Raw genomic sequence first — 21,984 nt, forward strand, 5'->3', positions numbered from 1 at the left:
TGTCGGCCAGGATCGCCACTTGCGGCTACCCAAAACGCGGCCAAAACCCCTATAAAATTCCTATATCTTCTCTCCCCGCCCCGTCTCGAACCTTTATGGCGATCGGGGTCATATTCCGTTCCGAAAAGAAGCTCTGGCCGCCGTCACCGCCAAGGTGACGTGCGCTCGCATGCAGTTTTTGAGTCCGCCGGTATCGGGCGGGAAAGCACCAACGAAAGCAAGGAACGCCTGAAATGGACTTCATTGTTCTCGGGATCGGGATTTTATTCTTCGCCCTGTCCTTAGCCTACGTCAAAGCCTGCGACAGAATCTGAGCACGAGGATCGGACCATGCTTTTCGATTACATCCTCGGCGGCGCGGTGACCTTGTTCCTGCTTGCCTACCTCACCTACGCGCTCATTCGCCCAGAGCGCTTCTGACCGGCACGCGGAGAGCTCATCATGACTATAAATGGCTGGATACAGATCCTCGTCTATTGCGGCATCCTTGTCGCGCTCGTGAAGCCGCTCGGCGGCTACATGTACCAGGTCTTCAATGGCGATCGCACCTTGCTGTCGCCGGCTCTGGTTCCGATCGAGCGCGGCCTCTATCGCCTCGCCGGCACAAGCGACAAGGAAGAACAGCACTGGGCCGCATATGCCACCGGCATGCTGCTCTTCAATCTCGCCGGCCTGCTGGTTCTCTACGCGCTGCAGCGGCTGCAGGGCGTGCTGCCGTATAATCCCGCCGGGATGACCGCTGTCGACCCGCAGCTTGCCTTCAATACCGCGGCGAGCTTCGTCACCAACACCAACTGGCAGAATTACGGCGGCGAAAGCACGATGTCCTACCTCGTGCAGATGGCCGGCCTCACCGTCCAGAATTTCGTCTCGGCCGCCACCGGCATTGCGATCGCGATCGCTTTGATCCGCGGCTTTGCCCGTGCTTCCGGCAAGTCGATCGGCAATTTCTGGGTCGATCTCACCCGTTGCACGCTCTACTTGCTCTTGCCGCTCTGCATCGTGCTGACGCTCGTCTATGTCTGGCTGGGTATGCCGCAGACCCTCGGTCCGTATGTCGACGCGACCACGCTGGAAGGCGTCAGGCAGACCATCGCGCTCGGCCCGGTCGCCTCGCAGGTGGCCATCAAGATGCTCGGCACCAATGGCGGCGGCTTCTTCAACGCCAATGCCGCGCACCCGTTCGAGAATCCGGACGCGATCTCCAATCTGATCCAGATGCTGACGATCTTCGTGCTCGGCGCCGGCCTCACCAACGTCTTTGGCCGCATGGTCGGCAATCAGCGCCAGGGCTGGGCGATCCTCGCCTCGATGGGCGTGCTGTTCATCGCCGGTGTCATCGTCTGCTACTGGGCCGAAGCCGCCGGCAACCCGCTGGTCCATGCGCTGGGCATCGACGGCGGCAACATGGAAGGCAAGGAAACCCGCTTCGGCATCGCCTTGTCGGCGCTGTTCGCTGTCATCACCACGGCCGCCTCCTGCGGCGCCGTCAACGCCATGCATGATAGTTTCACCGCGCTTGGCGGCATGATCCCGCTCATCGATATGCAGCTCGGCGAGGTTATCGTTGGCGGCGTCGGCGCTGGTTTCTACGGCATCCTGATGTTCGTCGTCGTCGCCGTCTTCGTCGCCGGCCTGATGGTCGGCCGCACGCCGGAATATCTCGGCAAGAAGATCGAGGCCAAGGAAGTCAAGATGGCGATGCTTGCCATCCTCTGCCTGCCGCTGGCGATGCTGATCTTCACTGCCATCGCCGTGGTCTTGCCGAGCGCCGTGGCCTCGATGGCCAATGGCGGCCCGCACGGCTTCAGCGAGGTGCTTTATGCCTATACCTCGGCGGCCGCGAACAACGGCTCGGCCTTCGGCGGCCTCACCGGCAACACGCCCTGGTACAACATCACCATGGCCATCGGCATGCTGATGGGCCGCTTCCTGGTCATCATCCCGGCGCTCGCAATCGCCGGCTCGCTGGCCGCGAAGAAGACCGTGCCCGCTTCCGCCGGCACGTTCCCGACTGACGGCATGCTGTTCGTCGGCCTGCTGGTCGGCGTCATCATCATCGTCGGCGGCCTCACCTTCTTCCCCTCGCTCGCCGTCGGTCCGATCGTCGAGCACCTGGCGATGATCCACGGACAGACCTTCTGAGATGACCATGCCCTGGTTCAACAACATACGCCGGCACGACCATCACCAACCCGGTGAAGGACAGCCCGATGACGGAGGGGACGAAAAGCCTCGTCCCTTCCCGACGCTCTCCACCTTCCTCGGCATGGCAGCCGTGCTGTTCGTGCTGTGGCTGCTGGCTTCCGGCCTTCCGCACCTGCTGCCGAAGACCGAGCACCCGGCGCCGTCCAACATAACCGATACTGGAGCCTCGAAATGAGCCAGGCCAAATCCGCGAGCATCCTGGATGCCCGCATCCTGGTGCCCGCCATCGGCGGCGCCTTCCGCAAGCTCGATCCGCGCACGCTGATCCGTAACCCGGTGATGTTCGTCGTCGCCGTCGTCTCGCTGCTCACCACCGTGCTGTTCGTCCGCGACCTGGTGGCCGGCGGCGGCGATCTCGTCTTCACCCTGCAGATCATCATCTGGCTGTGGTTCACCGTGCTGTTCGCCAACTTCGCCGAAGCCGTGGCCGAAGGCCGCGGCAAGGCACAGGCCGACTCGTTGCGCAAGGCGCGAACCGAGACCCAGGCCAAGCTGCTCATCAACGGCGAGGATCGCTCGAAGTTCAAGCTCGTGCCCGGCACCAGCCTGAAGGTCGGAGATGTCGTGCTGGTCGAAGCCGGCGACATCATCCCCTCCGACGGCGAAGTGATCGAAGGCGTGGCCTCCGTCAATGAGGCGGCGATCACCGGCGAATCCGCGCCCGTCATCCGCGAATCCGGCGGCGACCGCTCGGCCGTCACCGGCGGCACGCAGGTGCTGTCCGACTGGATCCGCGTGCGCATTTCCGCCGCGTCCGGCCATACCTTCCTCGACCGCATGATCTCGCTGGTCGAAGGCGCGGAGCGCCAGAAGACGCCGAACGAGATCGCGCTCAACATCCTCTTGGTCGGCATGACGCTGATCTTCGTGCTGGCGACCGCGACCATCCCGAGCTTCGCCTCCTATTCGGGCGGCTATATTCCCGTCACCATCCTCGTCGCGCTGTTCGTGACGCTCATCCCAACCACTATCGGCGCGCTGCTTTCGGCCATCGGCATCGCCGGCATGGACCGCCTGGTGCGCTTCAACGTGCTTGCCATGTCCGGCCGCGCCGTCGAGGCCGCCGGCGACGTCGACACGCTTCTCCTCGACAAGACCGGCACCATCACGCTCGGCAACCGCCAGGCGACCGAGTTCCGCCCGGTCAAGGGCGTCACCGAACAGGAACTGGCCGACGCGGCGCAGCTCGCCTCTTTGGCCGACGAGACCCCGGAAGGCCGCTCGATCGTCGTGCTGGCCAAGGAGAAGTACGGCATCCGCGCCCGCGACATGGCCACCCTGCATGCGGCCTTCGTGCCCTTCACCGCGCAGACCCGTATGAGCGGCGTCGACGTCGACGGCTCGTCGGTGCGCAAGGGCGCAGTCGACGCGGTGCTGGCCCATGTCAGCCAGGCGACAACCGCCGCCCACGGGACGAGGCCCGCGAGCGACACGATCCGCGACCTGCAGGTCATCGCCGACGAGATCGCCAAGGCCGGCGGCACGCCGCTGGCGGTCGAGCGCGACGGGCGGCTGCTCGGCGTCGTCCACCTCAAGGACATCGTCAAGGGCGGCATCAGCGAGCGTTTCGCGGAGCTGCGCAAGATGGGCATCCGCACGGTGATGATCACCGGAGATAACCCACTGACGGCGGCCGCGATCGCCGCCGAGGCCGGCGTCGACGACTTCCTCGCCCAGGCGACGCCCGAGAACAAGCTGTCGCTGATCCGCGAGGAGCAGGCCAAGGGCAAGCTGGTCGCCATGTGCGGCGACGGCACAAACGACGCGCCGGCGCTCGCCCAGGCCGATGTCGGCGTCGCCATGAACACCGGCACGGTCGCCGCGCGCGAAGCCGGCAACATGGTGGACCTCGACAGCGACCCGACCAAGCTGATCGAGATCGTCGAGATCGGCAAGGCGCTGCTGATGACACGCGGCTCACTGACCACCTTCTCGATCGCCAATGATGTGGCCAAGTACTTCGCCATCATCCCGGCCATGTTCGCGGTGTTCTACGTCGCGCCGGGCCAGACCGCCGGCCCGCTGCAGGCGCTCAACGTCATGCAGCTGGCGACGCCGCAAAGCGCCATCCTGTCGGCGATCATCTTCAACGCGCTGATCATTATCGCGCTGATCCCACTGTCGCTGGGGGGTGTGAAGTACCGCGCCATTGGCGCCGGCGCGCTGCTCACTCGCAATCTGCTCGTCTACGGCCTCGGCGGCATCATCGTGCCGTTCGTCGGCATCAAGGCGATCGATCTGATCGTCACGGCCCTCGGCCTCGCATAAGGATCACTCCGATGCTCAAGCAACTCAGACCGGCGATCGTCATGTTCGTCTTCTTCACGGTGCTGACCGGCCTCATCTATCCGATCGGCATGACCGGCATCGCCCAGGCGCTCTTTCCCAAGCAGGCCAACGGCAGTCTGGTCGAAAAGGATGGCAAGGTCATCGGCTCCGAACTGATCGGCCAGGCCTTCGCCAGCGATCGTTACTTTCATGGCAGGCCGTCGGCCGCCGGTGACGGCTATAATGCCGCTGCCTCCAGCGGCTCGAATCTCGGACCGACCAATGCGAAGCTGATCGAGCGCATCAAGGGCGACGCCGAGAAGCTGAAGGCCGAGAACCCGAACGCGCCGGTGCCGATGGACCTCGTTACGACTTCGGGCAGCGGCCTCGATCCGGACATCAGCCCCGATGCCGCCTATTTCCAGGTACGGAGGGTCGCCAAGGCGCGCGGCATCGACGAAGCCAAGGTCAAGGCGGTGGTCGACAGCCATGTCGAGGCGCGCGAGCTTGGTTTCATGGGAGAGCCGGTGGTCAATGTGCTCGCCCTCAACCTCGCACTGGACGACCTGAAGTAGCCAGCACCCGCGCCGGGGATCGACACGGTCCCCGGCACAATTCATGATTGGACCTGATGCCGGACGACAGGACCAACCCCGAGAATAGACCATCTCCCGACGCGCTGCTCGAGCATGCCGAGCGGGAGGGCCGGGGCCGTCTGCGCATATTCCTGGGTGCTGCGCCGGGTGTCGGCAAGACCTACGAGATGCTTTTGGCGGGCCGCGCCCGCCGCGTCGACGGCGTCGACGTCGTCATCGGCGTCGTCGAGACGCATGGCCGCAGGGAAACCCAGGCGCTGGTCGACGGCTATGAGGTGATCCCGCGCCGCAAGGTCGAGTACAGGGGGCGCACCCTCGACGAGATGGATATCGATGCCATCCTGAAACGGCGCCCGGCGCTGGTCCTCGTCGACGAGCTCGCCCACACCAACGCGCCCGGCAGCCGCCACCCAAAGCGCTACCTCGATGTGCAGGAAATCCTGACGCAGGGCATCGACGTCTACACCACGCTCAACATCCAGCATGTCGAAAGTCTGAATGATGTCGTGGCGCAGATCACCCGCGTTCGCGTGCGTGAAACCGTTCCCGATTCCATCATCGACGAGGCCGACGACATCGAGGTCATCGACCTCACCCCCAACGATCTGATCAAGCGGCTTCACGAAGGCAAGGTCTATTTCCCGCAAACCGCCCAGCGCGCGATCGAGAACTACTTCTCGCCCGGCAACCTGACGGCGCTGCGCGAGCTGGCGCTGAGGCGGACTGCCCAGCGCGTGGACGAGCAACTACTCAGCCACATGCAGTCCCACGCCATTCCGGGGCCGTGGGCTGCCGGCGAACGGGTGCTTGTCTGCGTCGACTCGCGTCCCGGCGGGGCCGCCCGCATCCGCTATGCGCGCCGGCTTGCCGACCGGCTGCGCGCGCCCTGGACGGCGCTCCATGTCGACACCCCTCGCCTGGCCGGCATGTCCGAGGAGGACAAGGACCGGCTTGCGAAGAACCTGCGCCTTGCCGAACAGCTCGGCGCCGAGGTGACGACCATTCCCGGCCAGAACGTCGCTCAGGACATCGTGCGCCACGCGACCGCGAACAACTTCACCCATATCGTCATCGGCAGGCCGACCCGCTCGCGCTGGCGGGAACTGATCGAGGGCTCGCTCACTTACGATCTGATCCGCAATGCCGGCGACATCAGCGTCCATGTCATTTCGGGCACCGAACGCGACGAACAAACGCCTTCGACGAGGGTTAAGGCAGCCACCGAGAAAAGGCCTTTCCAGGTCTGGCCCTATCTGCTCGCCACCGCCTATGTCGCGGGCGGGCTGGCCGTCAGCTCGGTTCTCGATCAGTTCCTCGACGTGCGCAATCTAGCGATAGTGCTGCTGCTGTCGGTGCTGACGGCGGCGGTCACCTGCGGGCTCTGGCCCGCGCTCTATGCCTGCTTCCTAAGCGCGCTTGGCTTCAACTATTTCTTCCTCCAGCCGCGCTACACGCTGACGATCAGGGACCCGGAGAGCATCGTCGCCTTCGCCGTCTTCCTCGTCGTCGCGGTCATCGCCAGCAATCTGACGGCGCGCGTCCAGCGCCAAGCCGTTGCCGCCCGTTCGCGCGCACGCGCCACCCAGGATATCTATTCCTTCTCGAAGAAGCTCGCCGGTGCCGGGACGCTCGACGACGTGCTATGGGCCACCGCCTTCCAGATCGCCTCGATGCTGAAAGTGCGCGTCGTGCTGCTCCTGCCGGAAGACGGCACGATCACAGTCAAGGCCGGCTACCCGCCAGACGACACGCTGGCCGAAGCGGACATCGCAGCGGCCCGTTGGGCCTGGGAGCACGACCGCCCGGCCGGCCGCGGCGCCGACACCTTGCCCGGCGCGAAACGGCTCTATCTCCCGTTGCGGACGGGCCGCACGGCGGTCGGTGTCATCGGCCTCGACAACGACAAGCAGGGACCGTTGCTGACGCCCGAGCAGCAGCGCCTTCTCGACGCGCTTGCCGACCAGGCGGCGGTCGCCATCGAACGGATCCAGCTCGTCGCCGATGTCGACCGCGCCAGGCTGGCGGCCGAAGCGGACCGGCTGCGCACCGCGCTGCTCACCTCGATCTCGCATGACCTGAAGACACCGCTTGCCGCCATCATGGGCGCCGCCGGCACGCTCAGGGACTACGCAGCCGCCCTTCCCGAAAAGGACCGCGCGGACCTTCTGTCGACCGTCGTCGACGAATCGGAGCGGCTGAACCGCTTCATCGCCAATCTGCTCGACATGACCAAGATCGAGTCGGGCGCAATGGAGCCGAACTATGCGTTCCACTATGTCGGCGACATTGTCGGCTCGGCGCTCGACCGAGCCCGCAAGATCACCGGTGAGCACCGGATCGACACCGACATTCCGCCGGATCTGCCGATGCTGCGCCTCGACCCGGTCCTGTTCGAGCAGGCGCTGTTCAACCTGCTCGACAATGCCGCGAAATATGCGCCGCCCGGCTCGACCATCCGCCTGCAGGGCTGGGTCGATAACGGGTCCGTCATCCTGCAGGTCATGGACGAGGGACCGGGCATTCCGCCCGACGATCTCGAACGGATCTTCGACACCTTCTACCGCGTGCGCAAGCGCGACCAGGTTCGCGCCGGCACCGGCCTCGGACTGTCGATCAGCCGCGGCTTCGTCGAGGCCATGGGCGGCACGATTTCGGCGGCGAACCGCACCGACCGGCCGGGCGCGATCTTCACCATCCGCATGCCGGTGCCGGCGGACTCGCCCGACATGAGCGACGCCAGAATGGACCATACGGCATGACCAGTCAGCACGTCAGCATCCTGGTCGTCGACGACGAGCCGCCGATCCGCAAGCTGCTGCGTGTCGGCCTCGGCAGCCAGGGCTATGCGGTCTCGGAGGCGCCTAACGCCAAGACCGCGATCGAGCTGGTGCAGGCGGAGGGGCCCGACCTGATCCTGCTCGATTTAGGTCTGCCCGGCATGACGGGCCTCGAATTGCTCGGCAAATGGCGTCGCGACGGCCTCGACATCCCGGTCGTCATCCTGTCAAGCCGCACCGACGAAGCGGGCATCGTCTCGGCGCTCGAGCTCGGCGCCGATGACTACGTGACGAAACCTTTCGGTATGAACGAGCTCGTCGCCCGCATCCGCGTGGCGCTGCGCCACAAGTTCCAGCAGCAGGGCGAGAAGCCGGTATTCCGGACCGGCGATCTGTCGGTCGACCTGGTCAAACGCATCGTCAAGGTCGAGGGCAAGGAAGTGAAACTGTCGCCCAAGGAATACGACATCCTGCGCATGCTCGTGCAATACGCCGGCAAGGTGCTCACCCATCAGTTCCTTATGAAGCAGATCTGGAACGACTCGACCGACGTGCAGTATCTCAGGGTCTATGTCCGCCAATTGAGGCAGAAGATCGAGAAGACGCCGGACCAACCGCGCTACATCATCACCGAGACCGGCGTCGGCTATCGTTTGCGTGAGGTCGATTAGCCGGCGCAAGTCGCGGCCGAAGCATCCAAAAGCCGTCATCCCGGGGCGGAGCGGGAGCGAAGCGATAGACCGTTCGGCCCGGCGAACCAGAGCGTTTCAGCGATTCAGTCGCCATGCGTTTCCGAAAGCGCCGAAGCGCCGCCCGGAAGCTGCGGCCTGGCCGTGGCGCCGGCCGGCTGGCTGGCCACCGGCGCGACCTTGTCGCCCTTGTTCTGCGCGGCGAGAGCCGGCGCGCCTGTGACGCAGGCGAGCCAGCATTGCGACCAACAACCTGGACCTGCTTGTCATCGAATTCCTCTTTACCCGACCGCGTCCAGCTTTGCGGACTGGCCGCGCCATAGAGCGGGGTAACGCCTGTTGCCGTCGAGCGCAAATGCTGGGCCGGAGACCAGATTTTCTTTGGCACGACAATCGATCAACTCGCGGCATGCGCTGCCCTGAACCATGGCACATCCGGACAAACACCCTATATTACGGCAAAGTTCTTTTTTCGTGGGATGGAAGCGATGTCGCATCCTCGTTTGTCGGCAGTTTTGGTCTCGGCAGCTCTCCTGGCTGCCGCCGCTTTAGGCGCGGCTTCATACGCTTCGGCCCAGGTCGTTGCCCCGACAAACCGCAACGCCCTGATCCAGCAGAACGAACTGCAGACGCTGCGGAACCAGTTGCAGCGGCAGCAGTTCCAGCAACAGCAGCAGCTTTATCGCGAGCAGGACCGGCAGATCGTGCCGAAACCTCGTCCTGAAGTGCCGGTCGTCAAGCAGAATTGCCAGTCTCAGGTGATTGGCACCACGATTTCGCGGGTTTGCCGCTGACATTTTTCGTTTTTCGGTTTATTTAGCCGACTTACAGTCAGGCAAGAGCCGGATTGCAAGGCCGGCGTTTTTGGGGTTTGCAGGAGCAGGATTGCCGCGCGCAGGTGTGGCGTGAACGCTGCTCTCACCGGATTTCGGGATGGCAACAGCCAAGAAGAAGACAGTACGCAAGGCTAAGAAGGGAGAGCGGATCCGTCAGGTGGCGGCCATCCCCTTTCGTCCGCGCGAAAATGGCGGCCTCGAGGTGTTGCTGGTCACCTCGCGCACGACCAGGCGCTTCATCGTGCCCAAGGGCTGGCCGATGAAGGGCAAGAGTGGGCGCAAGGCGGCCATGATCGAGGCCCAGGAGGAGGCGGGCGTGCTTGGCAAGGCGCTGAAACGGCCTGCCGGCAGCTACTCCTATTGGAAGCGGATGGCCAACCGCTTCGTCCGCGTCGACGTCGTGGTTTACTTGCTTGAGGTCACCGAGGAGATGACCGACTGGCGGGAAGCGGCGAACCGACAGCGCGCCTGGCTGCCGGCGGCCGACGCCGCCTTGCTTATCGACGAGCCGGAGCTTTCGACGCTGCTCAGGGACTTGACGATACCGGCGGCCGTGCAGGCCTGACAGGATTTCCCCATTCGGAGTCGCCGCAAAGGCTCTTGCCATTCGCGTCCCTCGGCAGCAGTGTCGGGCCACAGCCGCTCATCAGGTGGATGTCGGCGTGATGGGATTTTGCCATGACCCGCGATCAGATGCTCGCCCACCTCCGAGCCGCCGACGCCGTCGCGCGCGAGGCGGCGGCGCATGGCCATCATCCGTTCGGCGCGGTGCTGGTCGGCCCGGACGACGGCGTGCTGATGCGGCAGGGCAATCTCGACACGGTGCGCCACGCCGAGACCGAGCTCGCCCGGCGCGCCGCGGCGGCCTACGAGCCAGCGTTCCTGTGGCAATGCACGCTGGTCTCAACCGGTGAGCCCTGCGCGATGTGCGCAGGCACGCTCTACTGGGCGAATATCGGACGGCTGGTTTACGGCTTCGAGGAAACCGAACTGCTCGCGCTCACCGGGGATCACGCGGAGAATCCGACGATGAGCCTCTCCTCGCGCACCGTGCTCGGCTCCGGCCAGAAAGAGATCGAGGTCTTTGGCCCCTTCCCCGAAATCGCGGACGAGCTGATCGCTCCGCACCGCGATTTCTGGAAGCGCTGACGCGGCACCGCACCATCGGGCCCGGCATGCGACAGTCGTCCCGTGCCTTAAGTTGTCCGAAGCAGGAAATCGCAAACTCTCCGGCCTCTGGCCGGTGATGCCGGTGAAGTCGCCGCAGACCCGGCTGTAGCGATCTTCGGCGATTGAGGCACAGAGCGTGGCAAAGGCATGAGGCCAAGGTTCATCCAGGCGTGCCGACGCCGAGGTCAGATATTCGTCCTGGGCGCATGAGCGATAGCGCAATTGCTGCCCGATCGCTCGGCCATAGTCGGCGGCGATCTCGCCAAAGTCCAACGCCTGATCGCCCGTGATTGTATAAGTGGCACCGGATTTCTCGGTCGCTGCCGCCGCGACCGCGGTCGCCACGTCGTCGCGCGAGATTGGCGCGACCCGACCGTCTCCCGCGGGCAACGCGAATTCTCCGGACGTCCGGCATGGCTCAAGCCAGTGGTGGAGAATGAAGTCGCAGTAGAGCCCGCAGCGAAGGATCGTCGCCGGCACGCCGCAGCGCGCCAGCCGTCGTTCGGCATCGCGGTAGACGGGCGCGAAATAGAAGGGTGACGCCTCGTCGATATCGACAATGCTGGTGAATGTTATGTGGCGGATACCGGCCGACACGGCAGCTTCTATCGCATTGGCATGATGGCGGAGCACAGCGGTAGCCTCGCCATCGCTCGAAATGAGGACAAGCTCATCGATACCCGCGAACGCGTCTCTGAGGGTGAGGGCATCCTCATAATCCCCGACGCGCGTGGCGGTTCCGCGCGGCAGCCGCCGGCGCGCGGTCTCGACGTCGCGGATCATCGCGGCCACGTCATGGCCGCATGACGCCAGCCTGCGGACGACCGCGCGTCCGACATGCCCCGTTGCTCCTGTGACGAGGATCATCCTGCCGCTCCACGCTTCCGCCCCCTCTACGCTCTCGCTTGACTCACACATATCTCAACGGTTATAGATCGATCAATAACCAAAGGGTTATAGATTGAAATGGCGGCCACGCACGATATGCTCTTCCGGACGCTTGCCGATCCGACAAGGCGCGCCATTTTTGAGCGTCTGTGTCGTCAAGGCGAGAAGACGGTTGGAGCGCTCACGGCTGAGGCAGGCGTCTCGCAGCCTGCGGTATCGAAGCATCTCGGCCTTCTCAAGCAAGCCGGGCTGGTGCGTGATCGCCATGAGGGCCGGCAGACCCACTACAGCGCGCAGCTGGGCGCGCTGGCGCCGCTGATGGACTGGACGCGCGAGATGGCGGGGTTTTGGGAAAACCGGTTCGATGATCTCGAGGATCTGCTGAAGAGGATGGATCAATGAACGACAGGCCGGCCGGAACGCGCTCCGTCGTCGTCGAGCGCGAGATTCCCTATCCGCCGGAGAAGATCTGGCGCGCGCTGACCCAACCGCATCTCATCGAGGAGTGGCTGATGAAGAACAATTTCAAGCCGGTCGTGGACTACCGCTTCAATCTGAGCGCGGACTGGGGAGGTGTCGAGTGCCGGGTCCAGACCGTCGACCCCAACAAAACGCTATCCTACACCTGGGACACCAAGGATCTGGAGAGCGTCGTAACCTGGACGCTCACCCCGACAGGCACCGGCACTCGTCTGCGCATGGAACAGACAGGCTTCCGGACAGATCAGGAGCCGTATTTCCGGGGTGCCACCGTTGGCTGGCCGAGGTTCTTTGCGGCCCTGGAAGAGGTCCTGGCGCGGATCGACTGAAATCCCATCGAAGGGCTCAGAAAAGCAGAAGCTGTTGGCGGGTGGCAACCTGCAGGCGTGAGCGATTGGAGACATGCCATGAAGATCAAACTGACAAGCGTCTATGTCGACGACCAGGAGAAGGCCCTCGGTTTTTATACCGGCGTGCTGGGCTTCACCAAGAAAGCCGATTTCACCAACGGGCCATTTCGCTGGCTGACGGTCGCCTCGCCCGACGATCCGGACGGGACCGAGCTGCAGCTGGCGCTGAATGACAATCCTGCGGCCAGGACCTACCAGCAGGCCATCTTCAAGCAGGGCCAGCCGGCGCTCATGCTGTTCACCGACGACATCAAGGGCGACCATGAGCGCATCACGGCCAATGGCGGCAGCTTCGCCATGGCGCCGACCGCGGTGACCGGCTCGACCATCGCGCAGCTCAACGACACCTGCGGCAATCTCATCCAAATCACCCAGCTGGCGGGCTGGTGAAACCGACGTTCCATTCGTTCTTTCAGAGGAGGCAGCATTGGACTGGAGCAAGTGGATAAGGCAGTTGCATCGCTGGCTGTCGATCATTTTTACCGTGACCGTCATCGCCAACTTCGTCGCCATGGCCTTGGGAGAGCCGCCCGCCTGGGTGGTCTATTCGCCGCTCCTGCCGCTTTTCCTGCTGCTGTTCAGCGGCCTTTATATGTTCGTGCTGCCCTATGCAGCCAAACGGCGCGGTGAGCAGGCAAGCGAGCGCATAGGACCGGCCTGATGGCTAGGGCGAAATTGGCGAAGGCCTCCGCGAGGCCCTCGGACGCGAAACCCGTTCTGCTTTCAGGCGGCAACCCGCAGATCGCCAAGGGCTATGGCGACGCACCCGTGCAGGCCTATATCGCGGCGATGCCGGGCTGGAAAAGCGAGGTCGGTCGCCGGCTCGACCAGCTCATCACGCAGGCCGTTCCTGACGCGCGGAAGGCCGTCAAATGGAACTCGCCATTCTACGGGATGGAAGGCGAAGGCTGGTTTCTCGGCATCCATTGTTTCACCAGATACATCAAGGTGGCCTTCTTCCGCGGCATGTCGCTGAAGCCGGTGCCGCCCGGCGAATCCAAGAGCAAGGACACGCGCTATCTTCACATCCATGAGGACGACCAGCTCGACGAAGCGCAATTCGTCTCTTGGGTGAAGCAGGCGAGCCAATTGCCTGGCGAACGGATGTAGGCGAATTGTTGATCAAGCGTGGGTTCGCCCGAAGAGGCACTGTGGCGATCCATCTATCCAGCATGGCAGGAGAACAGATATGGAGAAAAGCCTATCGCCGGGAAGCAAGTCTCCCTCCGAGCTGATCGATGGCCGCATCGCCGAACTGGGCGATTGGCGAGGCGGGATGCTTGACCGGCTGCGCGCCCTGATCAAGCAGGCCGATCCTGATGTCACCGAAGAATGGAAATGGCGTGGCGTGCCGGTCTGGGAGGACGCCGGGATGATCTGCACCGGCGAGACCTATAAGGCGGTCGTCAAGCTGACCTTCGCCAAGGGCGCGGCGCTGCCGGATCCCTCACGCCTCTTCAATTCCAGCCTCGAAGGCAACACAAGGCGCGCCGTCGATTTTCGCGAGGGTGAGGAGATCGACGAGGAAGCGTTCAAGGCCCTCGTCCGTGCAGCGGTGGCCCTGAACAGGTCCAAGGCCAAACGCTGATCGACGGAACCCGCTGGGCGCGTCCATCGATTGTCATTCGTTCTGGCGAGCCTGGTTCACGGGCCTGCGAAATCGCAGTCTCCGGATATCCGACACGGAACACCGCTGCGCGGACGATTTCAGCGTTTAAATATCCGTATGACGTGGCGTAGCCGCAAACTTGTTTGTCGAAGAATTTTGAAAATAAATACTGTGCGAATTCATCGGCCGTTAAGCTAGGCACGCTATTTGGATTGCCGTCGCCAATTGCCGGCAGACATGAGGGGAACACCATCGTCTCAACCGACGGATGAACCGGCCGGACAGACGCCGACGGGGTCACGGCAAGCTCCATGGGAATGCGATGAAGCTCTCATCGACGGATGCCAGCCCGCGCCTCATCGGGCTGGTCTGGCCTTTCATTGTGGTCGTCCTTATCCAGGCACTGGTGGCCAGTCTCAGCCTCTACACGCTATCGGCCGTTCGCGCCTATGTCGGCGGCGAGAGCCAATGGTCGAAAGGCCAGAAGCAAGCCATCTATTTCCTCAGCCTCTATGCCGACACCGGCAAGCAGGAATATTTCCGCGAATACCGCCAGGCCATCGCCGTGCCGCTCGCCGATCGCTCGGCAAGGCTCGCGCTTGAAAGGACCAACCCCGACACGAGTGCCGCGCGACTGGGCTTCCTCGGCGGCAACAACCATGCCGACGACATTGCCGGCATGATCTGGCTGTTCCAGAACTTCCGTGGCGTGAGCTATCTCGACACCGCCATCCGGCACTGGACGGAGGCCGACGAGATGATCCTGGCCATCGACAGGCTTGGCGATGACATGCACGCAAGGCTCGAACAGGGTCCGGCCTCGCAGGCGCAGATCGTCGCCTGGAAAGCCGATATCCACCAGCTCGACCACCGGATCGCCCCCCTGTCCAAGGCCTTTTCCGAAAGCCTCGGCGAAGGCTCGCGCTTCATCAAGATGGCGCTCACGGCCGCCAACCTCGTCACCGCGGCGCTGCTTATCCTGCTGGCGGTATGGCGCACGCGAAAGCTGATGGCGCAGCGGCAGGCGTTCCGGAGCGCCTTGAACGCCGAGCGCGAACGCGCGCAGGTCATGGCCTCGATCGGCCAGGCTGTCATCAGCACCGATGCGGCGGGGCGGCTGGATTACATGAATGCCGTGGCCGAACGCCTGCTCGCCTGCCCCCTCGGCGCCGCCAAGGGCAAGCCTGCGGCCTCGCTGTTCCGGCTGATCGACAAGGATAGCGGGGTGGAGGAAACCGACCTGATTCCGCGCCTCCTGGCCGGCGAGCTGCGCCGCTCCAACGTGCGGCCGCAACTCCTGGAACGCCCCGATCGCTCTGTCGTCCCCGTCGCGCTCAACGGCGCGCCGCTCAGCGTCTCCGGCAAGATCGTCGGCGCAGTTCTCGCCCTGTACGACATGACCCGCGAGCAGGACTTCATCGAGCGTCTGTCGTGGCAGGCATCGCATGATGCGCTCACCGGTCTCACCAATCGCCGCGACTTCGAGAGCCGGCTCGCGGGCGCGATTTCCCAGCCACCGGAAAAACCGCGCGTCCATGCGCTGATGTATCTCGACCTTGACCAGTTCAAGCTGGTCAACGACACCTGCGGCCATGCGGCAGGCGATCAGCTGCTGCGCCAGATTTCCGTATTGCTCCTCAGCGAATTGCCGACCGGCGACATTCTGGCCAGGCTGGGCGGCGATGAGTTCGGCGTGCTGCTGTTCGATTGCGATAGCGGCTCCGCCATCGCCACAGCCGAGCGGCTGCGCGCCACCGTCCAGGATCTGCATTTTTCCTGGGAAGGCAGGCCCTTCAATATCAGCGTCAGCATCGGCATGGTCGAGATCGCCGATTGCGGGATGTCGCTGGAGGAGGTCCTGCGCGCCGCCGATGTCGCCTGCTACATGGCCAAGGAAAAGGGCCGCAACCGCGTCCAGCTCCACAGCGACAGCGATAGCGCCTTGCGCCAGCGCTTCGGCGAGATGGCCTGGGTCCAGCGCCTGCATGCCGCGCTCGAGGAGGACCGTTTCAGGCTCCATGCGCAGGAAATTGCCCCGCTGCACCAGAACACCGGCGAGGCGGGCGCACATATCGAGATCCTGCTCAGGCTGACCGATGAGGACGGCAACTACGTCACGCCGCAAAGCTTCATTCCGGCGGCGGAGCGTTACGGGCTGATGCCGTCGATCGACCGCTGGGTGGTGCGCAACACGTTCAGAACGCTGGCGGCCAGAATTGCCGATCCGCGCGCCACGCCGATATCCACCTGCGCCATCAACCTTTCCGGCGCCAGTTTCGGCGACGAGACTTTCCTCCGCTTCCTGCGCGAGCAGTTTGCCGCCCATGACATTGCGCCCGAGACGACCTGCCTGGAGATCACCGAAACCAGCGCCATCGCCAACCTGACGGAGGCTATGCGCTTCATCGCCGACCTGCGCGCCCTGGGCTGCCGCTTCGCGCTCGACGATTTCGGCTCCGGCATGTCATCCTTCGCCTATCTGAAGCACCTGCCGGTCGACTACCTCAAGATCGACGGCAGCTTCGTCAAGGACATGCTTGACGACCGCATCGACCGGGCCATGGTCGAGATGATCAAGGTGACGGGAAAACGCACGATCGCCGAATTCGTCGAAAGCCAGGGCATCATCGAGGCCTTGCGGGCGATTGGTGTCGACCACGCCCAGGGCTATGCGATCGCCAGGCCTCAGCCATTCGACGCGACGACGGTTTTGCGCAGCGGGGTGATCGACCGGAGCACAACGGTGGATGCCTGGGAGGGTTTGGCGCAGACGTTGCGCCGCAAGGCCGGCTGACAGCCGCCCGCCAACCCGCGCTCCGGAGCATGATGCCGTGTGGCGCGGTTTTCGGACGACATCATGCTCTATTCCTCTAAGCTGCCGCCTCCGGCCTGCCGCTCCAGCAGGATCGTCGGCTTGTCGTGATAGGTCGTCCGCAGGATTTCGCGATAGCCGTTCTTTTCGGCCACCTTGAGCGAAGCGCCATTGTCGGGGTCAATGATGCAGACGGTCCTGGCTCGCCCGAAGACTGCGTCCCCCCAGGCGACGATGCGCCCGACGACTTCGCTCGCCAGCCCGTGGCCGTGCGCCACCGAAGCCAGCGCCCAGCCGGCCTCCGGCACGCCTTCGATCGAAGGCTCGATCTCACGCTTCAGATCATGGAACCCGGCCTCGCCGATGAAGTGGCCTGTCGCCTTGTCCTCGATCGCCCAGAATCCATAGCCCAGCAGCGACCAGAGGCCGGCATGACGCAGGAAGCGCAACCAGCTTTCCTCGCGGGTGCGCGGCTTGCCGCCGATGAAACGGGTGACCCCCTGGTCCGCCCACATGGCGACATAGCTTTCGAAATCATCGAGCCGATGCGACCGCAGAACGGTTCGCGCCGTCTCCAGGATCGGCACGCCGGCTTCCCTTGCAATGCTCATGGCATTTCCCTTCGTTCAGGCGGAAGCGCTTAGCAAACCGGCGCGCTCGAACAAGGGCCAAGAGACGAAACTCAGCCGCGCCAGGCCATGTTCATGTAGACGCTGCCGCGCGCCAGTTCGTCGAGCATCTGATCGAGCCGCTTCTGCCTGGTGTCGGGGCGTTTGGCGCGCGCGATCCAGCCGAGATAGTCGTTCTTCTGATAGTCCGGCCGCGCGTCATAGGCGACAGTCAATCCGCGCTCCGCGAGAGTTGCTCGGACTTCCTCGGGCATTGGGTTGAGGGCACGCTTCAATCGGCTCATGATCCAAGCAATAGACTGTCGGTAGTTGGCGTCAACGCTAGCTTGCCCGTGTGGGCTTTTTATTCCGCGATGCTACTCTGCAGCCGCTGGAAACTGATTCAACATTCGCGCTCTTCGACCAAAGGAAGAAACCATGGACACCACCGACCTTCTGCTGGCGATCGCCCATCACCTTCTGGTGTTCTCGCTGGCCGGCATCATCGGGGCCGAGTTCGTGCTGGTACGCGGTGACCTGGGGGCGTCGGCGCTCAAGCGCGTTGCCGGCATCGACCGCCACTACGGCATCATCGCGGCGCTGATCGTCATCGTCGGCATCTGCCGGGTGTTCTTCGGCCTGAAGGGCTGGGAGTTCTACGTCTACAACTGGGTGTTCTGGGCCAAGATGGCGGCCTTCATCACCGTCGGCCTGCTGTCGATTGTCCCGACCAGTCGCTTCGTCTCCTGGAACAGGCAGGCGAGCGGCAATCCCTCTTTCTCGGTGCCGGCGGCGGAGCTTGCCTCGGTGAAGAACTATGTCCGCGTCGAGGGCTTCATCTTCCTGCTCATCCCCGTCTTTGCCGCGGCAATGGCGCGCGGCTACGGCTACTGACATCGAACTCGACGAGTCAAACTCGATGTTCTAGTATTGTTCTCCGAATCGCGATCTGGAGACACCAATGAAGGAAGACGCTCGACGCGCCGTGGCCTGCGCAGCAGCTTTGCGTGCTTCGAAGAAGGCTGCCAGCTCAATCTACAGCTACGAGAAGGGTCGTCATAGCTTTATGTCGACCAGCTATGACTATGACACCAGCTCCCATCTCAGTGGCGTGAAGTCAGGCAATATCTATCACTATGGACTTGGAGCCCACATTAGTTTGAATGTCAGTGGTCGGAATTTTTCTGGTTTTGACTATGACAGTTCTAGTCATTTTTCCGGCACAATTTCCGGAAGATCCATTCAGCTATACGATTACGGTGAAGCGAGATATTTCAACTACTCGGTCTGAATTCGAAACAGAGCGCAATTTGAGACAATAGTTCAATCGCTAAATAAGCGTCAGCCGGGCACTATCCTCCAGCGGCGCGATCGGCACCAGCCGCGCCGGCATGTCCGTGGTCTTCTCTGTGGACTTGCAGATATCGGCGATCACGCAGGCCGGACAATCGGGCTTGCGCGCCTTGCAGACATAGCGGCCATGCAGGATCAGCCAGTGATGCGCATGGCGCATATATTCGGCCGGGATGACCTTCAAGAGCCCCTGCTCGACCTGCTCCGGCGTCTTGCCGGGCGCCAATCCGATCCGGTTGCCGATGCGGAAGATGTGCGTGTCGACCGCCATCGTGTGCTGGCCGAAGGCGACGTTGAGCACGACATTGGCGGTCTTGCGCCCGACGCCCGGCAGCTTGACCAGCTCGTCGCGATCCTCCGGCACCTTGCCGGCATGGTCGTCGATCAGCGCCTTCGAGAGCGCGATCACGTTCTTGGCCTTGTTGCGCCACAGCCCGATGGTGCGGATATAGTCGCCCACCTTGGCCTCCCCGAGCGCCAGCATCTTCTGCGGCGTGTCGGCCACCGCAAACAACGGCTTCGTCGCCTTGTTGACGCCGGCATCGGTCGCCTGCGCCGACAGCACCACGGCGATCAGCAGCGTGAAGGCATTGACATAGTCGAGCTCGCCTTTCGGCTCCGGCCGCTGCACGGAAAAGCGCCGGAAGATCTCGCGCACCTCTGCCGGAGTGTAGAGCGAGCGCCGCCCGCGGGACGGGGTCCTTGCTTTCGCGCCGTCGCCTGAGGCGGAGGCTGATGGCTTTTTGACGGGGAAGGATTTTTTGGACTTGGGGAGCGCCATTCCATCCCTATAATATCTCCCCATGAGCGACACAAACGCCTCGTTCGAAGCCGACGAGCCATTCTTCCAGGCTCTGCTGACGCCTCATCGCTCCCTCGGCCGCACCGGCTTTCTGATTTTGATGGGCGCTCTGCTGTTCGGCTGGGGGATCATCGGCGCGATCTTCCTGGCGCATGGCGCATGGCCGGTCTTCGGCTTCTTCGGGCTCGACGTGATCGCCGTCTTCATCGCTTTCCGCGTCAACTACCGCGCCGCGCGCGCCCGTGAGGAAATATCGGTCTCGCGCACCAGCCTCGACATCCGCAAGACGGCGCCGTCGGGCCGCTTTGAGGCCCATCGCTTCAACCCGTTCTGGACGCGGTTTTCGATCGCCCGCCATGCCGAGATCGGCATCACCCAGATGGCCGTCGAGGCGCAAGGCAGGAGCGTGTCGATCGGCTCTTTCCTCGATCCCGACTCCCGCGAAAGTTTTGCGACGGCCTTTTCACGCGCGCTCGCGACCGCCAAGGCGCGCTGAACCGGCGCGGTCAAAAACGGTAGCGCAACAGCCTGCCGATCTTGCGCAGCGCCGGAATGTGTTTCCAAAGCCGAACGAACAGTTTTGCGGACCAGCGCATGTGCGCGGCATGCTCGGGTTTGTAGGCCGGAACCTCGTCGACGAACCGCAGCTTTGGAACGGCACGCTCAAGCTCGTGCGGATCCTCGATGGCCCAGTGAACCTCGGCGCCTGTCGCTTTCACGGCCGGATTGAGGCGAAGCAGCTTCAAGCCAAAACGGCTATAGGCATCGAACATCAGCTCACCGCTGGCCAGGTGCGATACAAGCCGCGAAAGCAGGCGTAGCCCCTGGTCTGCGGCGAGATAGGGCGTCAGCCCCTCCGCCACCACGATGGCCGGGCGGTTGCGCGATACATCGGTCAGCCAGCCCGGTTCGGTCAGCGACGAAGCGACCAGATGGTAGCCGTCCCGGGGCGGGTAGAGCTTGCGCCGGAGCGCGATGACTTCCGGATAGTCGACATCGAACCAGTCGACGTCTCGGGGCGGATCGACACGAAAGACGCGCGTGTCGAGGCCGCATCCCAGATGCAGCACGATGGCATCAGGGTTTCTGGCGAGAAAGTCCTCGACATGAACGTCCAGCGTCTTGGCCCTGATGGCGAAGCCGATGCCGAGATTGGCATCAACCTTGAGCCTGGAGAAATCGTAATCGATCCTGCGCACCGCCGCGTCGGCGAAATGGTCCTTGAGCAGCGAATGGGGCAGCCGGCTCTCCAGCGCCTTGCCGTAGAGCGTCATCAGCAAAGTCTCTTTGGCCCCGGTCAGATTGGCTTTTTCCGCGGTCATCAACGCCTCCGGCTCGAAATCGGAGTCTATCTGGGGGTGGGATTTGAGAAGGCAAGTTTCGGGTGGTGGCAGAGCACTGGAGGACCGATATTCGCGGTCAAAGAGATATTGCCATGGGAGATATTGCCATGAACGCCCAGATGACCATGAATACCCTGATGAGACCGACAGCGATCCTCCAGGACGACATCACGCCCGAAGGCAGCGACTACGAAGTCGTGCGTCGCGCCATCGAGAAGATCAGCCTCGACTATCGCGACCAGCCCTCGCTCGAGGTCCTTGCCGAGGCCGTCGGCGAGACGCCGACCGGCCTGCAGAAACTGTTCACGCGCTGGGCCGGCCTGTCGCCAAAGGCCTTCCTGCAAGCGGTCACGCTGGACCATGCCCGCAAGCTGCTCGATTCCGGCATGCCGCTGCTGGAGACCTCGTTCGAGCTCGGCATGTCAGGCCCGGGCCGGCTGCATGACCTCTTCGTCACCCACGAGGCGATGTCGCCCGGCGACTACAAAACCCGCGGCGCCGGCCTCACCATCCGCTATGGCTACCACATCTCGCCTTTCGGCATCGCGCTCATCATGGTCACCGACCGCGGACTGGCCGGCCTCGCCTTCTGCGATGCCGGCGGCGAACGGGCCGCTTTCGCCGACATGTCCGGCCGCTGGCCGAACGCAGCCTACGTCGAGGATATGTCGGCCACCCAGCCCTATGCCGGACGCATCTTCGATCCGACGCTCTGGCGGGCCGACCAGCCGCTGCGCGTGGTGATGATCGGCACCGATTTCCAGCTGCGCGTCTGGGAAGCGCTGCTGCGCATCCCGATGGGCAAGGCCTGCACCTATTCCTCGATCGCGGCAAGCATCGGCCATCCCAGCGCAAGCAGGGCTGTCGGTGCGGCGGTCGGCGCCAATCCGATGTCCTTCGTGGTTCCTTGCCACCGGGCCCTGGGCAAGTCCGGAGCCCTTACCGGCTACCATTGGGGCCTGACACGCAAGCGCGCCATCCTTGGCTGGGAGGCGGGACAAGTGGCGTCCTGAAACCTCGATTTTTCCGCGCGCCATTGCGAAAAAACCGCGGATCTGAATATAAGAAAGTATAATCGAACAAATCAGGCTCGAATATATGTGGAATACAACCGGCGACAACCCCTAGTTTCGCC

Annotated in this window: 27 protein-coding genes; 23 read left to right on the forward strand and 4 right to left on the reverse strand. The window is 63.5% G+C overall.

Annotation, left to right across the window (positions count from 1 at the left end; genetic code table 11):
- Nucleotides 1–330 precede the first annotated feature (330 nt).
- The 19 genes from EN853_RS15430 to EN853_RS15520 all read left to right on the forward strand — a co-directional run bounded on the left by EN853_RS15430 (nt 331) and on the right by EN853_RS15520 (nt 16,725).
- Nucleotides 331–420 carry a K(+)-transporting ATPase subunit F gene (locus EN853_RS15430; protein ID WP_036257910.1) on the forward strand — a complete coding sequence of 30 codons (90 nt, stop codon included), beginning with the start codon at nt 331–333 and terminating at the stop codon, nt 418–420.
- 21 nt (nt 421–441) lie between these two features.
- Complete coding sequence (gene kdpA / locus EN853_RS15435; RefSeq protein WP_127860624.1) at nt 442–2,145, forward strand: potassium-transporting ATPase subunit KdpA; 1,704 nt, start codon at nt 442–444, stop codon at nt 2,143–2,145.
- A gap of 1 nt (nt 2,146) precedes the next feature.
- On the forward strand, nt 2,147–2,383 hold the full coding sequence (locus EN853_RS15440; protein WP_245517030.1) for a hypothetical protein: 237 nt from the start codon (nt 2,147–2,149) through the stop codon (nt 2,381–2,383).
- The gene (gene kdpB, locus EN853_RS15445) at nt 2,380–4,476 is read left to right on the forward strand and encodes a potassium-transporting ATPase subunit KdpB (RefSeq protein ID WP_127860625.1); all 2,097 of its coding nucleotides are present in this window, start codon (nt 2,380–2,382) and stop codon (nt 4,474–4,476) included. The genes EN853_RS15440 and kdpB overlap by 4 nt, the downstream gene beginning before the upstream one ends.
- A gap of 11 nt (nt 4,477–4,487) precedes the next feature.
- Complete coding sequence (gene kdpC, locus EN853_RS15450) at nt 4,488–5,051, forward strand: potassium-transporting ATPase subunit KdpC (protein WP_127860626.1); 564 nt, start codon at nt 4,488–4,490, stop codon at nt 5,049–5,051.
- Nucleotides 5,052–5,107: 56 nt separating this feature from the next.
- Complete coding sequence (locus tag EN853_RS15455; protein WP_127860627.1) at nt 5,108–7,831, forward strand: sensor histidine kinase KdpD; 2,724 nt, start codon at nt 5,108–5,110, stop codon at nt 7,829–7,831.
- Nucleotides 7,828–8,520, forward strand: a complete 693-nt coding sequence (locus EN853_RS15460; RefSeq protein WP_127860628.1) for a response regulator transcription factor — start codon at nt 7,828–7,830, stop codon at nt 8,518–8,520. The genes EN853_RS15455 and EN853_RS15460 overlap by 4 nt, the downstream gene beginning before the upstream one ends.
- A gap of 506 nt (nt 8,521–9,026) precedes the next feature.
- Nucleotides 9,027–9,332 (forward strand): hypothetical protein, encoded by a 306-nt coding sequence (locus EN853_RS15470; protein WP_245517027.1) that lies wholly within the window; start codon nt 9,027–9,029, stop codon nt 9,330–9,332.
- A 139-nt stretch (nt 9,333–9,471) separates the two neighbouring features.
- Nucleotides 9,472–9,939: an NUDIX hydrolase gene (locus EN853_RS15475; protein WP_127860629.1), complete on the forward strand. Its 468-nt coding sequence runs from the start codon at nt 9,472–9,474 to the stop codon at nt 9,937–9,939.
- A 113-nt stretch (nt 9,940–10,052) separates the two neighbouring features.
- The gene (locus EN853_RS15480; RefSeq protein WP_127860630.1) at nt 10,053–10,523 is read left to right on the forward strand and encodes a nucleoside deaminase; all 471 of its coding nucleotides are present in this window, start codon (nt 10,053–10,055) and stop codon (nt 10,521–10,523) included.
- A gap of 243 nt (nt 10,524–10,766) precedes the next feature.
- On the forward strand, nt 10,767–11,084 hold the full coding sequence (locus EN853_RS33960; protein WP_167524487.1) for a hypothetical protein: 318 nt from the start codon (nt 10,767–10,769) through the stop codon (nt 11,082–11,084).
- Between the two features lie 36 nt (nt 11,085–11,120).
- Entirely contained in the window at nt 11,121–11,351 is a 231-nt protein-coding gene (locus EN853_RS33965) for a hypothetical protein (RefSeq protein ID WP_167524486.1), read from the forward strand.
- Between the two features lie 159 nt (nt 11,352–11,510).
- Nucleotides 11,511–11,834: a metalloregulator ArsR/SmtB family transcription factor gene (locus EN853_RS15490; protein WP_127860632.1), complete on the forward strand. Its 324-nt coding sequence runs from the start codon at nt 11,511–11,513 to the stop codon at nt 11,832–11,834.
- Nucleotides 11,831–12,241 carry an SRPBCC domain-containing protein gene (locus EN853_RS15495; RefSeq protein WP_127860633.1) on the forward strand — a complete coding sequence of 137 codons (411 nt, stop codon included), beginning with the start codon at nt 11,831–11,833 and terminating at the stop codon, nt 12,239–12,241. The genes EN853_RS15490 and EN853_RS15495 overlap by 4 nt, the downstream gene beginning before the upstream one ends.
- Nucleotides 12,242–12,319: 78 nt before the next feature.
- Complete coding sequence (locus EN853_RS15500; protein ID WP_127860634.1) at nt 12,320–12,712, forward strand: VOC family protein; 393 nt, start codon at nt 12,320–12,322, stop codon at nt 12,710–12,712.
- Between the two features lie 37 nt (nt 12,713–12,749).
- A complete protein-coding gene (locus tag EN853_RS15505; RefSeq protein WP_127860635.1) occupies nt 12,750–12,983 on the forward strand; it encodes a hypothetical protein in 234 nt (77 codons plus the stop codon).
- On the forward strand, nt 12,983–13,432 hold the full coding sequence (locus EN853_RS15510; RefSeq protein WP_127860636.1) for a DUF1801 domain-containing protein: 450 nt from the start codon (nt 12,983–12,985) through the stop codon (nt 13,430–13,432). The genes EN853_RS15505 and EN853_RS15510 overlap by 1 nt, the downstream gene beginning before the upstream one ends.
- Nucleotides 13,433–13,511: 79 nt before the next feature.
- Entirely contained in the window at nt 13,512–13,910 is a 399-nt protein-coding gene (locus EN853_RS15515; protein WP_127860637.1) for a DUF1801 domain-containing protein, read from the forward strand.
- A 343-nt stretch (nt 13,911–14,253) separates the two neighbouring features.
- Nucleotides 14,254–16,725 carry an EAL domain-containing protein gene (locus EN853_RS15520; protein WP_127860638.1) on the forward strand — a complete coding sequence of 824 codons (2,472 nt, stop codon included), beginning with the start codon at nt 14,254–14,256 and terminating at the stop codon, nt 16,723–16,725.
- 68 nt (nt 16,726–16,793) lie between these two features.
- Here EN853_RS15520 and EN853_RS15525 read toward each other — a convergent pair whose 3' ends face one another.
- Nucleotides 16,794–17,354, reverse strand: a complete 561-nt coding sequence (locus EN853_RS15525) for a GNAT family N-acetyltransferase (RefSeq protein WP_127860639.1) — start codon at nt 17,352–17,354, stop codon at nt 16,794–16,796.
- Nucleotides 17,355–17,425: 71 nt separating this feature from the next.
- Nucleotides 17,426–17,656, reverse strand: a complete 231-nt coding sequence (locus tag EN853_RS15530) for a YdeI/OmpD-associated family protein (RefSeq protein ID WP_127860640.1) — start codon at nt 17,654–17,656, stop codon at nt 17,426–17,428.
- A 133-nt stretch (nt 17,657–17,789) separates the two neighbouring features.
- Between EN853_RS15530 and EN853_RS15535 the strand changes: the two genes are divergently transcribed.
- Both EN853_RS15535 and EN853_RS15540 read left to right on the forward strand, forming a co-directional pair.
- Nucleotides 17,790–18,245 (forward strand): DUF2214 family protein, encoded by a 456-nt coding sequence (locus tag EN853_RS15535; protein WP_127860641.1) that lies wholly within the window; start codon nt 17,790–17,792, stop codon nt 18,243–18,245.
- Nucleotides 18,246–18,312: 67 nt separating this feature from the next.
- Nucleotides 18,313–18,642, forward strand: coding sequence for a hypothetical protein (locus EN853_RS15540; protein WP_127860642.1), 330 nt, complete (start codon nt 18,313–18,315; stop codon nt 18,640–18,642).
- A gap of 39 nt (nt 18,643–18,681) precedes the next feature.
- Here EN853_RS15540 and nth read toward each other — a convergent pair whose 3' ends face one another.
- A complete protein-coding gene (nth, locus tag EN853_RS15545; protein ID WP_127860643.1) occupies nt 18,682–19,485 on the reverse strand; it encodes an endonuclease III in 804 nt (267 codons plus the stop codon).
- Nucleotides 19,486–19,507: 22 nt separating this feature from the next.
- On the opposite strand from nth, the gene EN853_RS15550 reads away from it, so the two are divergent.
- Nucleotides 19,508–20,002, forward strand: a complete 495-nt coding sequence (locus EN853_RS15550) for a DUF2244 domain-containing protein (protein ID WP_127860644.1) — start codon at nt 19,508–19,510, stop codon at nt 20,000–20,002.
- Nucleotides 20,003–20,012: 10 nt separating this feature from the next.
- On the opposite strand, the gene EN853_RS15555 is transcribed toward EN853_RS15550, so the two are convergent.
- Complete coding sequence (locus EN853_RS15555) at nt 20,013–20,828, reverse strand: class I SAM-dependent methyltransferase (RefSeq protein WP_127860645.1); 816 nt, start codon at nt 20,826–20,828, stop codon at nt 20,013–20,015.
- 128 nt (nt 20,829–20,956) lie between these two features.
- Here EN853_RS15555 and EN853_RS15560 point away from each other — a divergent pair, with 128 nt between their 5' ends.
- Nucleotides 20,957–21,862, forward strand: a complete 906-nt coding sequence (locus EN853_RS15560) for a methylated-DNA--[protein]-cysteine S-methyltransferase (protein WP_167524494.1) — start codon at nt 20,957–20,959, stop codon at nt 21,860–21,862.
- Nucleotides 21,863–21,984: the final 122 nt, after the last annotated feature.

It is taken from the genome of Mesorhizobium sp. M1C.F.Ca.ET.210.01.1.1, from assembly GCF_004791585.1.
GTDB lineage: Bacteria > Pseudomonadota > Alphaproteobacteria > Rhizobiales > Rhizobiaceae > Mesorhizobium.

Bases quoted from the DNA above. Each gene is read 5' to 3' on its own strand.
- EN853_RS15430 (WP_036257910.1), top strand. From the start codon at position 331: ATGCTTTTCGATTACATCCTCGGCGGCGCGGTGACCTTGTTCCTGCTT.
- kdpA (WP_127860624.1), top strand. From the start codon at position 442: ATGACTATAAATGGCTGGATACAGATCCTCGTCTATTGCGGCATCCTT.
- EN853_RS15440 (WP_245517030.1), top strand. From the start codon at position 2,147: ATGACCATGCCCTGGTTCAACAACATACGCCGGCACGACCATCACCAA.
- kdpB (WP_127860625.1), top strand. From the start codon at position 2,380: ATGAGCCAGGCCAAATCCGCGAGCATCCTGGATGCCCGCATCCTGGTG.
- kdpC (WP_127860626.1), top strand. From the start codon at position 4,488: ATGCTCAAGCAACTCAGACCGGCGATCGTCATGTTCGTCTTCTTCACG.
- EN853_RS15455 (WP_127860627.1), top strand. From the start codon at position 5,108: ATGCCGGACGACAGGACCAACCCCGAGAATAGACCATCTCCCGACGCG.
- EN853_RS15460 (WP_127860628.1), top strand. From the start codon at position 7,828: ATGACCAGTCAGCACGTCAGCATCCTGGTCGTCGACGACGAGCCGCCG.
- EN853_RS15470 (WP_245517027.1), top strand. From the start codon at position 9,027: ATGTCGCATCCTCGTTTGTCGGCAGTTTTGGTCTCGGCAGCTCTCCTG.
- EN853_RS15475 (WP_127860629.1), top strand. From the start codon at position 9,472: ATGGCAACAGCCAAGAAGAAGACAGTACGCAAGGCTAAGAAGGGAGAG.
- EN853_RS15480 (WP_127860630.1), top strand. From the start codon at position 10,053: ATGACCCGCGATCAGATGCTCGCCCACCTCCGAGCCGCCGACGCCGTC.
- EN853_RS15490 (WP_127860632.1), top strand. From the start codon at position 11,511: ATGGCGGCCACGCACGATATGCTCTTCCGGACGCTTGCCGATCCGACA.
- EN853_RS15495 (WP_127860633.1), top strand. From the start codon at position 11,831: ATGAACGACAGGCCGGCCGGAACGCGCTCCGTCGTCGTCGAGCGCGAG.
- EN853_RS15500 (WP_127860634.1), top strand. From the start codon at position 12,320: ATGAAGATCAAACTGACAAGCGTCTATGTCGACGACCAGGAGAAGGCC.
- EN853_RS15510 (WP_127860636.1), top strand. From the start codon at position 12,983: ATGGCTAGGGCGAAATTGGCGAAGGCCTCCGCGAGGCCCTCGGACGCG.
- EN853_RS15515 (WP_127860637.1), top strand. From the start codon at position 13,512: ATGGAGAAAAGCCTATCGCCGGGAAGCAAGTCTCCCTCCGAGCTGATC.
- EN853_RS15520 (WP_127860638.1), top strand. From the start codon at position 14,254: ATGAAGCTCTCATCGACGGATGCCAGCCCGCGCCTCATCGGGCTGGTC.
- EN853_RS15525 (WP_127860639.1), bottom strand. From the start codon at position 17,354: ATGAGCATTGCAAGGGAAGCCGGCGTGCCGATCCTGGAGACGGCGCGA.
- EN853_RS15530 (WP_127860640.1), bottom strand. From the start codon at position 17,656: ATGAGCCGATTGAAGCGTGCCCTCAACCCAATGCCCGAGGAAGTCCGA.
- EN853_RS15535 (WP_127860641.1), top strand. From the start codon at position 17,790: ATGGACACCACCGACCTTCTGCTGGCGATCGCCCATCACCTTCTGGTG.
- EN853_RS15540 (WP_127860642.1), top strand. From the start codon at position 18,313: ATGAAGGAAGACGCTCGACGCGCCGTGGCCTGCGCAGCAGCTTTGCGT.
- nth (WP_127860643.1), bottom strand. From the start codon at position 19,485: ATGGCGCTCCCCAAGTCCAAAAAATCCTTCCCCGTCAAAAAGCCATCA.
- EN853_RS15550 (WP_127860644.1), top strand. From the start codon at position 19,508: ATGAGCGACACAAACGCCTCGTTCGAAGCCGACGAGCCATTCTTCCAG.
- EN853_RS15555 (WP_127860645.1), bottom strand. From the start codon at position 20,828: ATGACCGCGGAAAAAGCCAATCTGACCGGGGCCAAAGAGACTTTGCTG.
- EN853_RS15560 (WP_167524494.1), top strand. From the start codon at position 20,957: ATGAACGCCCAGATGACCATGAATACCCTGATGAGACCGACAGCGATC.